The following is a 14,655-nucleotide window of genomic DNA, read 5'->3' as shown; positions in this document are numbered from 1 at the left end:
ATGTATCAGCGTGGATGCCTTGGTGAACCTGAAGAGGCCGGAACGTGTGAGGAGGGGGCCACATTGAGACTGCTGCTCGTCGAGGACGACGATCATGTGGCCGCGGCCCTGTCCGCCGTGCTGGCCAGGCACGGCTTCTCGGTGCGGCATGCCCGCAACGGGGAGGAGGCGCTGCAGGCGCTCGTCCCCGAGCCCGACGCGTTCGGCGTCGTCCTGCTCGATCTGGGCCTGCCCGACCAGGACGGCTACGAGGTCTGCGGCAAGATCCGCAAGCGGACGTCGACCCCCGTCATCATGGTGACCGCGCGCGCCGACGTGCGGTCACGCATTCATGGGCTCAACCTCGGCGCGGACGACTACGTGGTGAAGCCGTACGACACCGGTGAGCTGCTGGCCCGCATCCATGCCGTCAGCCGGCGCAACGCGGGCGGGGAGGCCGCGCCCGCGGCCGGGAGCGGGCTGCGGCTCGGCGGCGTGCACATCGAACTGCCCACGCGGCAGGTCACCGTGGAGGGATCCGTCGTCCAGCTCACCCGCAAGGAGTTCGACCTGCTGGCCCTGCTCGCGCAGCGGCCGGGCGTCGTCTTCCGGCGGGAGCAGATCATCAGCGAGGTCTGGCAGACCAGTTGGGAGGGGACAGGGCGCACCCTGGAGGTGCATGTCGCCTCCCTGCGGTCCAAGCTGCGCATGCCCGCCCTCATCGAGACCGTGCGGGGCGTCGGCTACCGGCTCGTCGCGCCGGCCGCGTAGCGGAAGCCGTAGAGTCCCCGGGTGCGCGCCCGTCTGCTTCCGCTGCTCATCGTCCTCCTGGCGGGCGTGCTGCTCGCGCTCGGTTTTCCGCTCGCGGTGAGCGTGGCGTCCGCGCAGCAGCAGAAGGTCGTCGTCGACCGTATCGACGACACGGCCCGGTTCGCCTCGCTCGCGCAGTTCGTCACGACCCGGCCGGACGAGGGCGGGGAGATCGGCGCGGACGAGCGGCAGCAGACGCTGCAGAAGGAACTCGGCCGCTATCACGACGTGTACGGCATAAAGGCCGGCGTCTTCTACCGCGGCCGGGCGCCGATGGGGCGCGCGCCCGTCGACTTCCGGGTGCCTCGGGGCGGGTCCGTGCGGGCCGCGTTCGACGAGGCGCTGTACTCGCGCGGCAGCCACGACCCGCCGCAGGTGTGGCCGTGGCAGCGGGGCCGGCTCGTGGTCGCCTCACCGGTCATCCGGGACGGTGATGTCGTCGCGGTCGTCGTCACCGACTCGCCCACCGACGCGATGCGGGCCGCGACGCTGCGCGGCTGGCTGGTCATCGCGGCGGGCGAGTTCGCCGCGATGCTTCTCGCGGTGGGTGCCGCGCTGCGCCTGACCGGCTGGGTGCTGCGTCCGGTCCGGGTCCTTGACGCGACCACCCACGACATCGCCACCGGGCGGCTGAAGTCGCGGGTCGCGGCTGCCGGCGGCCCGCCGGAACTTCGGCGCCTGGCCCGGTCGTTCAACGAGATGGCGGACAACGTCGAGGATGTGCTGGAGCAGCAGCGCGCCTTCGTCGCCGACGCCTCGCATCAACTGCGCAATCCGCTCGCCGCCCTGATGTTGCGCATCGAGGTCCTGTCGTACGAACTACCGGAGGGCAATGAGGAGATCGCGTCCGTACGGGCCGAGGGCAAGCGCCTGGCCCGGGTTCTCGACGACCTGCTCGACCTGGCCCTGGCCGAGCACGCCGCCGCCGACCTGCAGCTGACCGACATCGGCGAGCTGGCCGCCGAGCGCGTCGCGGCCTGGCGTCTGGCCGCCGACGAGAAGGGCGTACGGCTGGTCGCGGAGTGCCCCGCGGTGACCGGCTGGGCCGACCCGATCGCGCTGTCCAGCGCCCTGGACGCGGTGGTCGACAACGCCCTGAAGTTCACGCCCGAGGGCGAGCGGGTCACGGTCAGGGTCGCGGCCAACGGGGAGACCAGCGCCATCGAGGTCACCGACGGCGGCCCCGGTCTGCGCGAGGAGGAGCTCGCCCGGATCGGCGACCGGTTCTGGCGCAGCGGGCAGCACCAGAACATCAAGGGCTCGGGCCTCGGCCTCTCCATCTCCCGGGCGTTGCTGACGGCCGGCGGCGGCTCGATCGCGTACGCGCGTCACGAGCCGCACGGGCTGAAGGTGACGGTGCGTGTGCCCAGGAGCGGGCCGGTGCCGCCGCCTCGCGACCCCGGTCACGGCCACACCCGGGTTCGAGGGCAAGGTCAGGGCTTGACGGAGCGGTAGTAACGGCGCGCGCCCTCGTGCAAGGAGAGGGGGTCCGTGTAGAGGGCGGTCCTGAGGTCGACGAGCTGCGCCGCGTGCACCCTGGTGCCGATGTGGTCGCGGCTGTCGATGACCGTACGCGTCATGGCCTCGGTCAGTGCCGGATCCGTGCGGTCGGTGGTCACCAGGAGGTTCGCCACGGCCAGCGTGCTGATGACCTTGCCCTGCTGGGCGGCCGGATAGGCGTCGGCGGGCAGCACGGCGGCCCGGTAGTAGCGGGACGACTCACCCTGTGCGTGGAGTCTGTCGACGAGGCTGCCGAGCTCGACCAGCCGGACCGGGAAATTCTCCGACAGCTCGCGGACGTGCTCGGTGGGCAGTCCGCCCGACCAGAAGAACGCGTCGATCTTCTGGGACTTGAGGGCCTTGGGCATGGCGTCTATGCCGATGCCCACGGGTGTGACGTCCCGGTTGATGTCCAGGCCCGCCGCACGGAGCACCTTGTCGGCGATCAGCCGCACCCCCGAGCGGCTCCCGCCCACGGCGACCTTCTTGCCGCGCAGGTCGGCCACCGATTTCACGGACGAGGAGCGCGGCACGACGAGCTGCATGTAGTCGTCGTAGAGGCGGGCGCAGCCGCGCAGCCGGGTCGCGCCGGGCCGGTCCTCGTACTGGTACTTGGCGACCGCGTCGGCCGCGGCGATGGTGAAATCGGCCTTGCCGGTGGCCACTCGCTCCACGTTGTCCCACGAGCCCTCGCTGCCGGTGAGCGTCACGTCGAGCCGGGGGATGTCGCGGGCCAGCGCCTTCTTGAGCAGCTTGCCGTACGTCTCGTAGACGCCGGTGCGGGCACCGGTGCTGATCGTGACCCGGCCGCTCCGGGCCTGTTCGCCCAGCGGGAGCAGCCACCACAGCAGCAGGCCGAACACCACGAGCCCGGCCGCGGCGCCGGTGAGCGCGCGGCGACGGGTGACACGGCTGAACGGCATCGGCATGCGCGCGATCCTGCCAGGTCGGACGGGGCGCTGACCAGGCCTTGCGGGGGCCACCTGCGTGCTGCCGGGTCAGTCTTGCCCATCCGGTCGTCGGCCGACAGGTGCTCCACGGTTCTGCCCGTCTCCGTGAACGTACGAGTGACATGACCGGAGCTGTAGACCCACAGGATGCGCAGCGGAGTGGCGCCTACGTTGCGGAACAGGTGCGGGACGGGGGACGGCACGTAGGTCGTGTCGTAGCGCTCCAGCTTCGTGACCTCGCCGTCGACCACGACCTCGGCCTCGCCGTCGAGGATCGTGACGTGCTCGTCGCAGTTGTGCGAGTGCAGCGGGGCGCCGGAGCCGACCGGGTACACGCTGATGCCGCTGGTGATCCGGTTCTCGCCGCCCGCGGAAGGGGTGGTGATCAGCGGCGTCGTCACGACGGCGCCGCCGCGGTCCAGGAGCGGGACGGCTGCGGCCTTGATGATCGTGATCATCCGGAGGTACCTGACTCGTGGCGGGGCAGGGGCATGGCCCAGGGGCGTGGCGCGGCCGGAGGTCTGTTCGCAGGTCTGAGATCAAGAGCCTTCGCACCTCTGCCGATGCCGTCCGGCGTGCAGTTTTACCTTGCGTTCCCGGAGCGGTGGAGGGCGCCGCCTCCGGAGGTACGGTCGGCCACCGTCGCACGGCGAACCCGGACCGTGCCCGGATGTAAAGGCGGCGCATAATCCGTCCCTTCAGCAACTCCCTGAAAGGAGACGGACGTTGAGCGAAGAAACGATCGGCATCGTGGGTGCGGGCATCCTGGGCCTGGCCACCGCCCGGGAGATCGCGCTGCGCCGACCCGGCACCCGCGTGATCGTCCTCGAAAAGGAACCCGAGGTCGCCCGCCACCAGACCGGCCACAACTCCGGGGTCGTGCACGCGGGCATCTACTACGCGCCCGGCAGCCTCAAGGCGGACCTGACCGTACGCGGAGTCGCCCTGCTGCGCGAGTACTGCCAGGACCGGGCGGTGCCGTACCGCGAGATCGGCAAGCTCGTCATGGCGGTGCGCGAGGACGAACTGGGCCGCATGGACGCCCTCTACGAGCGGGCCAAGAGCAATCACGTACCCGATCTGCGCAAGGTCTCCCGGGAGGAGATCAAGGAGCTGGAACCGAACGCCGGCGGGCTCGCGGCGCTGCACTCACCGCGCACCGCGATCACCGACTACCCGGCGATCGCCCGGGAGTTCGCCAAGGACGTCACCGGATCCGGGGGAGAGCTGCGCCTCGGCTTCCCCGTGACCGGCCTGACGACCGTGCCCGACGGCATCCGGGTGGCGTCCGGCCCGGAGCACCTCCGCGTCGACCGGCTGATCCTGTGCGCGGGCCTCCAGTCGGACGCCGTGGCCCGGCTCGCCGATGACGGGCGGGAGCCGCGCATCATCCCGTTCCGGGGCGAGTACATGCTGCTCAAGGCGGAGAAACGGGACCTGGTGCGCGGCCTCCTCTACCCGGTGCCCGACCCCCGCTACCCGTTCCTCGGCGTGCACTTCACCCCGCGCGTCGACGGCTCGGTCGAGGTCGGTCCGAACGCGGTCCTCGCCCTCGCCAGAGAGGGCTACCGGCGCAGCCGGATCTCGCCCCGCGACCTCCTCGGCATCGCCGCCTACCCCGGTACCTGGCGGATGGCCGCACGGCACTGGCGCACCGGCATCAGGGAGTACCGCGGCTCGTTCTCCGCCGCCGCGTTCATGAAGGACGCGAAACTGTACGTCCCCGGTGTCGGCGTCCACGACGTCGTGCGCGGCGGCGCCGGCGTGCGCGCCCAGGCGCTGGACCGCGACGGCACCCTCGTCGACGACTTCCGCATCCACCGGGTCGGCCGGATCACGGCCGTGCGCAACGCCCCCTCGCCCGCCGCGACGGCGTCCATGGCGATCGCCGAGCACATCGCCGACGCCGTCTTCCAGCGGCCCTGAACTCCCCTCCGTACTACGGCGTTTCGCGCAAGAACTGCTTGCGCGCCCAGCTCTCCGCAAGGCCGCCGAGCCCGCCTGACGTCGATCGCACAGCACCTCCCCGCCACCCTCCCCGCAAGGAAGAAGGAGGCCACGCATGTTCGTCGTCGACACCCAGATCCACATCTGGAAGGAAGAGGCCCCGGGCCGCCCCTGGGTCCCCGGCGCCCGCGAGCGCATCCGCCTCAACGGCCACAGAGAGGACCTCTTCTCGTACGAGGAGGCGCTGGACCTGATGGACGAGGCCGGCGTCAACCGGGCGCTGCCGCCGTCCTGGGAGGGCGACCGCATCGACTACGCGCTCGAAGCCTGCGAGGCCCACCCGGACCGCTTCGGCATCATGGCCCGTATCCCGCAGAACAAGCCCGAAGAGGGCCGGGCGATGCTCGCGGACTTCGCCCGGAACCCGCACGTCAAGGGAGTACGTCTCACCTTCCACCGCCCCATCGACCGCAACTGGATGATCGACGGCACCAACGACTGGTACTGGCCGGTCGCCGAGGAACTGAACGTCCCGACGAGCTCGAATGGATCATGGGCCGCGGCATCGCCGAGGTCCTGAACTGGCCGATCGAGGGCTGAGGTACCACCTGCGATGCTCGGAATGGGCCCCGGTCTGGGAGTCCCTCGCCCGCCACCACCGCGACGGACTCCCGGCCCCGCGCTACCTCGACCTCACGCACGAGACGGTCGCCGCGGGCATGGCCACCGGCTACGGCCTTCTCACGCGCCGCCCCCAGGGCGTCCTCCTGCACGCCTCGTGCACACGGGCGCGATCGGCTACTACGTCGCGAAGATCGCCGAGGCGGGCCTGCTCGGCATCGGCGTTGTCGCAGGCATGCCGAACATGGGCTACACCGGCGTCAGGGGCCCGGCCGTCGCCACCAGCCCGCTCGCCATAGCGGCCCCCGCCCCCGCCTCCGCGCAGCAGGGCCGGGCGCCCCTGCTGCTCGACATGGCGACGGCCACCATCGCCCTCGGCAAGATCCGCCAGGCGAAGGCGAGCGGCACCCCGCTGCCCGAGGGCGCCGCGGCCACCCTGGGCACACTCAAGGCGCTGCCGGCGGCGGACGACGCGGCGGGCGTCCACTACCCGGGCGAGCGCAGCGCGGCCGTCGCGCAGGAGCGCGGGGCGAACGGGATCCCGGTCGCGCCCAAGGTGTGGCAGCAGCTGACGGAGGCCGCGGCGGAGAAGGGCGTGGCCCTGCCCACAACCCCGTGACGCTTGCCCGCGACCCCGTGACGTCTGCCCGCGACCCCGTGACGTCTGCCCGCGACCCCGTGACGTCTGCCCGCGACCCCGTGACGCCTGCCCACAACCCCGTGACGCCTGCCCGCGACCCCGTGAGGGGGGACCCCGCGTACCCCATACCCTTGTTGTCATGAGCAGCAGCGCCCCGCGTCCGGCCGTGGACGACCGTTCACCCGATTCCGCCAAGACGTACGAAGTAGTCACCTACGGGTGCCAGATGAACGTCCACGACTCCGAGCGCCTGTCGGGCCTCCTCGAAGGCGCGGGGTACGTCCGCGCCCCCGAGGGCTCCGACGGCGACGCCGACGTCGTGGTCTTCAACACGTGCGCGGTGCGGGAGAACGCGGACAACAAGCTCTACGGCAACCTCGGCCGCCTCGCCCCGCGCAAGACCACGCGCCCGGGGATGCAGATCGCCGTGGGCGGCTGCCTCGCTCAGAAGGACCGCGACACCATCGTGAAGAAGGCGCCCTGGGTGGACGTCGTCTTCGGCACGCACAACATCGGCAAGCTGCCCGTCCTCCTGGAGCGCGCCCGCGTCCAGGAGGAGGCGCAGGTCGAGATCGCCGAGTCCCTGGAGGCCTTCCCGTCCACGCTGCCGACCCGTCGCGAGAGCGCGTACGCGGCCTGGGTGTCGATCTCGGTCGGCTGCAACAACACCTGCACCTTCTGCATCGTCCCCGCGCTGCGCGGCAAGGAGAAGGACCGCAGGACCGGCGACATCCTCGCGGAGATCGAGGCCCTGGTCGCCGAGGGCGTCTCCGAGATCACCCTGCTCGGCCAGAACGTGAACGCGTACGGCAGCGACATCGGCGACCGCGAGGCCTTCAGCAAGCTGCTGCGCGCGTGCGGGCAGATCGAGGGCCTCGAGCGCGTGCGCTTCACGTCCCCGCACCCGCGCGACTTCACCGACGACGTGATCGCCGCCATGGCCGAGACGCCGAACGTGATGCCGCAGCTCCACATGCCGATGCAGTCCGGCTCGGACACGGTCCTCAAGGCGATGCGCCGCTCGTACCGCCAGGAGCGCTTCCTCGGCATCATCGACAAGGTCCGCGCCGCCATGCCGGACGCGGCGGTCTCCACCGACATCATCGTGGGCTTCCCCGGCGAGACCGAGGACGACTTCGAGCAGACGATGCACGCCGTGCGCGAGGCCCGCTTCGCCAACGCCTTCACCTTCCAGTACTCCAAGCGCCCCGGGACCCCGGCCGCGACCATGGAGGGGCAGATTCCCAAGGAGGTCGTCCAGGCGCGCTACGAGCGTCTTGTCGCCCTCCAGGAGGAGATCTCCTGGGACGAGAACAAGAAGCAGGTCGGTCGCACCATGGAGCTCATGGTCGCCGAGGGCGAGGGCCGCAAGGACGGCACGACGCACCGCCTCTCCGGCCGCGCCCCCGACAACCGCCTGGTCCACTTCACCAAGCCGGACGGCGAGGTCCGCCCCGGCGACGTCGTCACGGTCGAGATCACCTACGCCGCCCCGCACCACCTGCTCGCCGAGGGCCCGGTTCTGAACGTGCGCCCCACGCGCGCGGGCGACGCGTGGGAGCGGCGCACCAAGGAGCAGCAGGACACGAAGCAGGGCGTTCTGCTCGGCCTGCCCAAGGTAGGCGTACCGGAGCCGCTGCCGGCGGTCACCGGGGGCTGCGCCGTCGACTGACGGCCGCCCGGGGCACGGGCCGTTCCCCGACCAGTAAGCTGCCGATCATGCTTGTCGCCGCAGCCGTGTGCCCCTGTCCGCCTCTGCTCGTACCGGAGGTCGCGGCCGGTGCCGCTCCCGAGCTGGACGCTGCGCGCGAGGCATGCGACGAGGCGCTCCGCGCGCTCGTCGAGGCCGGCCCCGACCTGATCGTCGTCGTCGGCCAGGGCGCGCGTGACCAGCTGTACGAGGCGGGCGCCCGCGGCTCCTTCCGCCCCTTCGGAGTCGACGTCGGGGTGACCCTCGGCGCCGGTTCCGCGGCCGGGGACGAGATCCTGCCGCCGTCGCTGTGCGTGGGCGCCTGGCTGCTCGCGCGCGCGGGCTGGGAAGGCCCCGTGCGCGGCCACGAGGTGACGGCCGACCGGTCCCGGCCGACCGACGGCGAGGCCGGCATGGGCCTCACGTCCCGGGCGGACCGTGTGGGCCTGCTGGTCATGGGCGACGGCACCGCCTGCCGCACGGTCAAGGCCCCCGGCTACCTCGACGAGCGGGCCGCGGCGGTGGACGCACGGATCGCCGAGTCCCTGCGCACCTACGACCGTGACGGTTACCTGGCCGAGATGGACGCCGGTCTGGCCGAGGAGCTGAAGGTCTCCGGCCGCGCCCCCTGGCAGATCCTCTCCGCGGCCTGGACCGACAACCACGCCGACAGCGCGCCGAGCGCCGACAACGCCAACAACGCCGACAGCGGCACGAGCCGCCTTCTGTACGAAGACGCGCCCTACGGAGTGGGCTACTTCGTGGCCTCCTGGACGTAACCCCCACCGCGCCACACACGGCGACGGCCGCACAGCCGTGGGCTGCGCGGCCGTCGGCCCGGTGCGTCGGGGTCGGTGTCAGGACGCAGGGGGAGGCGGGGGAGGCGTCGGCGGGGTGCCGCCGTCCTTGCCGCCCGGCCCGTCGGAGAGGCGGTCCAGAGCGTCCTTCGCCTTGCTCGTGCCCTGCTGGATCTTGTCGCTGTACTTGCCCTTGGTCTTGTCGTCGACCGCCTTCGCCGCCTTGTCCAGACCTTGGTCGATCTTGTCCCCGTGCTGCTGCGCGAGCTCGGTGACCTTGTCCTTGGCAGGGCTGAGCTTGGCTTTCAAGTTGTCCAGGAAGCCCATGGATCCACCTTCCCTCGCGGTAAGTAACTGACGACTGTCAGAGCAGAAACTGACGACTGTTAAAGCTGACTGTCAAAGCTGACCGTCAGAGCTGCGGGCTACTTACGGGCGCCCTCGTCGGCCGCGTCGTTGTCGGCGGCCTCCTTGGCGGACTGCTGCTTCGGAATCTCCACGTTCTCCGCCGCGGCGGCCTCGCTCGTCTCGTCGGCCTCCGTCTCCTCGGCCTTTTCCGCGGCCTTCTCGTCGGCCGTGGCGGCCTCGGCGCCTTCGGTCGGGGACTCGGACCCCTCGGCGCCCGCTACGCCCTCAGACTCCGGCTCAGCCGCGAGCGTGGCGGCCTGCGCCTCGGCGGTCGATGCCGCGTCGCTGTCCTTGGCCTTACGGCGAAACATGGAAAAAACGCCCATTTCAACTCCATACAGTACTCGTGTGGGCGAAATCCCGCCCTGCCCGGTGCGTCCCATTGCGTCGCCCGGGTCACCGGTCCTCAAAACCAGCGGCTGGAACCTCGCAACAGGCAACGACCCCGGACCGACGGCGTCACGTAGCTCGTTCGAGAAGCGGGCCCCGGGTTTGCGAGACTGGGGCGGTGAGTAGCGCAGCTCCCGCCCCGCGGGTCATCGCCGTCGTCGGTCCGACCGCCGCCGGAAAGTCAGATCTCGGTGTCTTCCTCGCCAAGGAGCTCGGCGGCGAAGTCGTCAACGCCGACTCCATGCAGCTCTACCGGGGGATGGACATCGGCACCGCCAAGCTGACGCCCGAGGAGCGCGCCGGGGTCCCGCACCATCTCCTGGACATCTGGGACGTCACGGTGACCGCGAGCGTCGCCGAGTACCAGAGGCTCGCCCGCGCGGAGATCGACCGCCTCCTGGCCGAAGGGCGCTGGCCCGTCCTCGTCGGTGGATCCGGGCTCTACGTACGCGGCGCCGTCGACAAGATGGAGTTCCCCGGCACCGACCCCGAGGTCCGCGCCCGCCTGGAGGAGGAGCTGGCGCTGCGCGGCTCCGGCGCCCTGCACGCCCGCCTCGCCGCCGCGGACCCGGAGGCCGCCGTCGCGATCCTGCCGAGCAACGGCCGGCGCATCGTGCGCGCCCTCGAAGTCATCGAGATCACCGGAAAGCCGTTCACGGCCAACCTTCCGGGACACGACTCCGTCTACGACACCGTCCAGATCGGCGTCGACGTCGCGCGCCCCGAACTCGACGAACGTATCGCCACGCGCGTGGACCGAATGTGGGAGGCGGGTCTCGTCGAAGAGGTGCGCACTCTGGAGGCCCGAGGCCTGAGCGAGGGACGGACGGCGTCGCGCGCGCTCGGCTACCAGCAGGTCCTCGCGGCCCTGGCCGGGGAGTGCACCGAGGAGGAGGCGCGCGCGGAGACGGTCCGCGCCACCAAGCGCTTCGCGCGCCGTCAGGACTCGTGGTTCCGACGCGATCCGCGGGTGCATTGGCTGAGTGGGGCCGTCGCCGAACGCGGGGAACTCCAGGGCCGGGCAATGACGTTGGTCGAACGACCGGTCACAGCCTGATCACGTGATGGCATCGGGAAGCTCCGGCCGTCATCGCGGCCTCTTCGGCCGTGCCATCATCGACCATCGATCGACCAGTGGAGTCCGAAATGGGAGGGCGCGTGGCGATGGAGGCCGGCCCTCGTGACACCGCACCAGGCGGGGAGCAGTTGAGCCCCGACGGACCAGAGGCGATCCCGGACGGCGTGATCGCCGACGGGCCGACCGCCGACGAGATCACCGCGCAGGACGAGGCGGCAGAGGTCGAGATCGAGCTGCGCCCGCAGCGCAGGCTCCGCATCTGGCAGCTCGCCCCCATCGTGATGCTCGCCGCCATCGGCTCGCTGATGTTCGCGTTCCCGCTGTTCTTCGAGTTCGGCGACGGCGGCGCGGTCGTGGCGATGCTGGGCCTGCTGATCAGCTCGTGCGCGGCCGGCTGGGGCATGATGGCGGCCCGCCGGGTGGGGTACACCCTGCCGGGCTTCCCGCCGCGCGGATCGGGCAGGTGGCCGGACTGGCGCGTCGTGGGCGCGTACGTAATCGTGGTGGCGGCGGTGGCGATCCTGGCCGTATGGCGGGTGGCGCGGCTCCGCTGACCGCGGTGGCTGCCCCCTCGCGCGGCCGCACCGCTCGCGCGGGGCGGGTGCCGGACCCATCTCGTACGTCTGTCGGACCCATCTCGTACGATCGGGAAATGACCACCTTCCTCAAGGGCCACGGGACGCAGAACGACTTCGTGATCATCCCGGACCCGGAGAACGTCATCGTGCTGTCTCCGGCCGCGGTGGCCACGCTGTGCGACCGTCGCGCCGGGATCGGCGGCGACGGTGTCCTGCACGTCGTGCGCTCCGACGCCCACCCCGAGGCGCGGTCCATGGCGTCCGAGGCCGAGTGGTTCATGGACTACCGCAACGGGGACGGCTCGATCGCCGAGATGTGCGGCAACGGAGTGCGGGTCTTCGCCCACTACCTCCAGCGTGCGGGACACGTGGGCGAGGGAGACATCGCCGTGGCCACGCGAGGCGGCGTCAAGCGGGTCCACATCGACAAGGAAGGCCTGATCACGGTCGGCATGGGCAGGGCGGCGCTGCCCGCGGGCGACGTCACCGTCTCCGTCGGCGACCGCACCTGGCCGGCGACGAACGTGAACATGGGCAACCCGCACGCCGTCGCCTTCGTGGACGACCTGGCCCACGCGGGCACCCTGTACGAGCCGCCCCCCTTCGCCCCCGCGAACGCCTACCCGGACGGGGTGAACGTCGAGTTCGTCGTCGACCGCGGCCCCCGCCACGTCGCCATGCGGGTGCACGAGCGCGGCTCGGGCGAGACCCGCTCCTGCGGCACCGGCGCCTGCGCCGTGGCCGTCGCGGCGGCCCGCAGAGACGGTCTCGACCCGGCGCTGACCGGGGCTCCGGTAACGTACGAGATCGACCTGCCCGGTGGCCGGCTGACGATCACCGAACGACCCGACGGCGAGATCGAGATGACCGGGCCCGCCGTGATCGTGGCGGAGGGCGTGATCGACGCGGACTGGTTCGCGGAAATCGAAACCGTAAACTCGTGAATCGTCGCTCGAATGGGTGATCCGTTTCACGCTGGGCGAGAGCTGGACTGCGCCACGTGATGGGCTCGGTAGCATCAAGCACCGGTCCGGACGGGTGCCCCCGCCAGCCCGCCACCGGTCGAGACAGCCGGAGGTGCTCATGAGTGCGGAGGCGACCAACCCCGCCAGCCCAGGGCCGATCATGCCCGGAGTACACCGCAGGCGTGGCCGCCCCCGGATCGACCTGCGACGACTGGGCCGCGCCGCACTCCTGGGCCCCACCACCCGCGGCCGGCTCCCCGACGCCATCGGCCACGTGGTGGAGGCGCACCGGGCGCACTACCAGGATGCCGAGCTCGACCCGCTGCGCCGCGCGTACGTGCTGGCCGAGTCCTCGCACCGCGGCCAGATGCGCAAGAGCGGCGAGCCCTACATCACGCACCCCCTCGCGGTGACGCTGATCCTGGCCGAACTGGGCGCGGAGACCACGACGCTGACCGCCTCCCTGCTCCACGACACCGTCGAGGACACGGACGTGACGCTCGACCAGGTGCGTACGGAGTTCGGCGAGGAGGTCGCCTACCTCGTCGACGGCGTCACCAAGCTGGAGAAGGTCGACTACGGCGCGGCCGCCGAGCCCGAGACCTTCCGCAAAATGCTCGTCGCCACCGGCAACGACGTGCGCGTCATGTCGATCAAACTCGCCGACCGCCTGCACAACATGCGCACCCTCGGCGTCATGCGCCAGGAAAAACAGGAGCGGATCGCGAAGGTCACCCGCGACGTCCTCATCCCGCTCGCCGAGCGCCTGGGCGTCCAGGCCCTGAAGACCGAACTCGAGGACCTCGTCTTCGCGATCCTCCATCCAGAGGAGTACGCACGGACCCACACCCTCATGGCGACCAACGCGGCACGCGAGGACGATCCGCTCGCCGCGATCGCCGAAGAGGTGCGCGGAGTGCTGCGCGAGGCGGGCCTGAGCGCCGAGGTCCTCATCCGGCCCCGGCACTTCGTGTCGGTGCACCGGGTCAGCCGCAAGCGCGGTGAGCTGCGCGGCGCCGACTTCGGGCGCCTCCTCGTCCTCGTCTCCGAGGACGCGGACTGTTACGGCGTCCTGGGCGAGCTGCACACCTGTTTCACCCCGGTGGTCTCGGAGTTCAAGGACTTCATCGCCGTACCGAAGTTCAACCTGTACCAATCGCTGCACACCGCGGTCGCCCGCGGCGACGGCGAAGTCGCCGAAGTCCTCATTCGAACGCACCAGATGCACAAGGTGGCGGAGGCGGGCGTCGTCGCCCTCGGCAATCCCTATACGCCCTCCGGCGAAGAGCATCTGGACACCGACGGCGAGCGCGCCGACCCCACCCGCCCCGGCTGGCTCTCCCGCCTCCTCGACTGGCAGCAGTCCGCACCCGACGCCGACATCTTCTGGTCGACACTGCGCGAGGATCTCGCACAGGACCGCGAGATCACCGTCTTCAGGCCGGACGGAGGCACCATCGGCCTGCCCGCGGGAGCCAGTTGTGTCGACGCCGCGTACGCCCAGTACGGCGAGGACGCCCACGCCTGCATCGGCGCGCGCGTGAACGGCCGCCTGGCGACGCTCGGCACGGTCCTCAGCGACGGCGACACGGTGCAGCTCCTGATGGACCGGATGGAGGGAGCCGCCGCCTCCGAGCCGTCCCGCGACTGGCTCGACCACGCCCGCACGCCCGCCGCGCGCATCGCCATCCGGCGCTGGCTGACCGCCCACCCGGAAGGCCCGCGCGCCACCGAGGCCGCGCCGCGCGCGCCCTACAGCGGGCCCTCCGCACGGCCCGCCGCGGCGAACGCCGTGGTCGAACAGCCGGGCGCGACCGTGCGCCTGGCCGGATGTTGTACGCCCGTACCGCCCGACGAGATCACCGCCTTCGCCGTACGCGGCGGCGCGGTCACCGTGCACCGCGTCGCGTGCTCCGGAGTAGCGCGCATGAAGAGCGCCGGGCGCACGGAGGTCAGCGTGCGCTGGGCCGACGCGGAGACCGCCGAGTACCGGGTGACGCTCGTCGCCGAGTCGTTCAGCCGCCCGCATCTGCTGGCCGACCTCACGGAAGCCATAGCGCTTGAGGGGGTCGCCATCATCTCGGCGACCGTCGAACCACCCGCCCAGGGCGGCGTCCGGCACACGTACACGCTGAACCTCCCGGACGCCGCCCACCTCCCGGGGCTCATGCGGGCGATGCGGAACGTGCCGGGGGTGTACGACGTCGGGCGGGCCCAGCACGCGGCGACCGGAGCCCTCTGACGCGCAAGAGGGCCTCGTTCGGGTGGGAGCGGCGTGTACCGCCCCCGCCGCGGGGCGGCA

At 71.5% G+C, this 14,655-nt stretch carries 14 protein-coding genes and 1 pseudogene; 11 read left to right on the top strand and 4 right to left on the bottom strand.

From position 1 onward, the window contains the following. The first annotated feature begins 63 nt into the window (after window positions 1-63). The gene (locus ACIREE_RS21210; RefSeq protein ID WP_404154145.1) at window positions 64-750 is read left to right on the top strand and encodes a response regulator transcription factor; all 687 of its coding nucleotides are present in this window, start codon (window positions 64-66) and stop codon (window positions 748-750) included. A gap of 21 nt (window positions 751-771) precedes the next feature. Continuing rightward, a complete protein-coding gene (locus ACIREE_RS21205) occupies window positions 772-2,244 on the top strand; it encodes a sensor histidine kinase (RefSeq protein ID WP_404154142.1) in 1,473 nt (490 codons plus the stop codon). Here ACIREE_RS21205 and ACIREE_RS21200 read toward each other — a convergent pair. Together ACIREE_RS21200 and ACIREE_RS21195 are read right to left on the bottom strand one after the other, a co-directional pair. Further along, complete coding sequence (locus ACIREE_RS21200) at window positions 2,223-3,218, bottom strand: TAXI family TRAP transporter solute-binding subunit (protein ID WP_404154139.1); 996 nt, start codon at window positions 3,216-3,218, stop codon at window positions 2,223-2,225. The genes ACIREE_RS21205 and ACIREE_RS21200 overlap by 22 nt on opposite strands. A gap of 158 nt (window positions 3,219-3,376) precedes the next feature. Then, window positions 3,377-3,697, bottom strand: a pseudogene (locus ACIREE_RS21195) (cupin domain-containing protein); the annotation flags it as partial. A 268-nt stretch (window positions 3,698-3,965) separates the two neighbouring features. Here ACIREE_RS21195 and lhgO point away from each other — a divergent pair. The 5 genes from lhgO to ACIREE_RS21170 all read left to right on the top strand — a co-directional run bounded on the left by lhgO (window position 3,966) and on the right by ACIREE_RS21170 (window position 8,916). Continuing rightward, on the top strand, window positions 3,966-5,165 hold the full coding sequence (gene lhgO / locus ACIREE_RS21190) for an L-2-hydroxyglutarate oxidase (RefSeq protein WP_404154136.1): 1,200 nt from the start codon (window positions 3,966-3,968) through the stop codon (window positions 5,163-5,165). Between the two features lie 136 nt (window positions 5,166-5,301). Continuing rightward, the gene (locus tag ACIREE_RS21185) at window positions 5,302-5,766 is read left to right on the top strand and encodes an amidohydrolase family protein (protein WP_404154134.1); all 465 of its coding nucleotides are present in this window, start codon (window positions 5,302-5,304) and stop codon (window positions 5,764-5,766) included. A gap of 198 nt (window positions 5,767-5,964) precedes the next feature. Further along, window positions 5,965-6,426, top strand: a complete 462-nt coding sequence (locus ACIREE_RS21180; protein ID WP_404154131.1) for an Ldh family oxidoreductase — start codon at window positions 5,965-5,967, stop codon at window positions 6,424-6,426. 160 nt (window positions 6,427-6,586) lie between these two features. Beyond that, window positions 6,587-8,119, top strand: coding sequence for a tRNA (N6-isopentenyl adenosine(37)-C2)-methylthiotransferase MiaB (gene miaB, locus ACIREE_RS21175; RefSeq protein WP_404154128.1), 1,533 nt, complete (start codon window positions 6,587-6,589; stop codon window positions 8,117-8,119). 47 nt (window positions 8,120-8,166) lie between these two features. Next, window positions 8,167-8,916 carry a class III extradiol dioxygenase subunit B-like domain-containing protein gene (locus tag ACIREE_RS21170; RefSeq protein WP_404154125.1) on the top strand — a complete coding sequence of 250 codons (750 nt, stop codon included), beginning with the start codon at window positions 8,167-8,169 and terminating at the stop codon, window positions 8,914-8,916. Between the two features lie 78 nt (window positions 8,917-8,994). On the opposite strand, the gene ACIREE_RS21165 is transcribed toward ACIREE_RS21170, so the two are convergent. Together ACIREE_RS21165 and ACIREE_RS21160 are read right to left on the bottom strand one after the other, a co-directional pair. Beyond that, window positions 8,995-9,261 (bottom strand): antitoxin, encoded by a 267-nt coding sequence (locus tag ACIREE_RS21165; RefSeq protein WP_404154122.1) that lies wholly within the window; start codon window positions 9,259-9,261, stop codon window positions 8,995-8,997. Between the two features lie 98 nt (window positions 9,262-9,359). Then, a complete protein-coding gene (locus ACIREE_RS21160; protein WP_404154119.1) occupies window positions 9,360-9,668 on the bottom strand; it encodes a hypothetical protein in 309 nt (102 codons plus the stop codon). Between the two features lie 182 nt (window positions 9,669-9,850). Here ACIREE_RS21160 and miaA point away from each other — a divergent pair, with 182 nt between their 5' ends. The 4 genes from miaA to ACIREE_RS21140 all read left to right on the top strand — a co-directional run bounded on the left by miaA (window position 9,851) and on the right by ACIREE_RS21140 (window position 14,595). Then, complete coding sequence (miaA, locus tag ACIREE_RS21155) at window positions 9,851-10,789, top strand: tRNA (adenosine(37)-N6)-dimethylallyltransferase MiaA (RefSeq protein WP_404154116.1); 939 nt, start codon at window positions 9,851-9,853, stop codon at window positions 10,787-10,789. Window positions 10,790-10,878: 89 nt separating this feature from the next. Further along, window positions 10,879-11,364: a hypothetical protein gene (locus ACIREE_RS21150; protein WP_404154114.1), complete on the top strand. Its 486-nt coding sequence runs from the start codon at window positions 10,879-10,881 to the stop codon at window positions 11,362-11,364. A 98-nt stretch (window positions 11,365-11,462) separates the two neighbouring features. Further along, window positions 11,463-12,332: a diaminopimelate epimerase gene (dapF, locus tag ACIREE_RS21145; protein WP_404154111.1), complete on the top strand. Its 870-nt coding sequence runs from the start codon at window positions 11,463-11,465 to the stop codon at window positions 12,330-12,332. Between the two features lie 139 nt (window positions 12,333-12,471). Continuing rightward, the gene (locus tag ACIREE_RS21140) at window positions 12,472-14,595 is read left to right on the top strand and encodes a RelA/SpoT family protein (RefSeq protein WP_404154108.1); all 2,124 of its coding nucleotides are present in this window, start codon (window positions 12,472-12,474) and stop codon (window positions 14,593-14,595) included. Window positions 14,596-14,655 lie beyond the last annotated feature (60 nt).

Origin of the sequence: Streptomyces sp. NPDC102467 (assembly GCF_044765445.1) — a bacterium.
Classification (GTDB): Bacteria; Actinomycetota; Actinomycetes; order Streptomycetales; family Streptomycetaceae; genus Streptomyces.
This window is presented reverse-complemented; position numbering and strand designations above follow the sequence as displayed.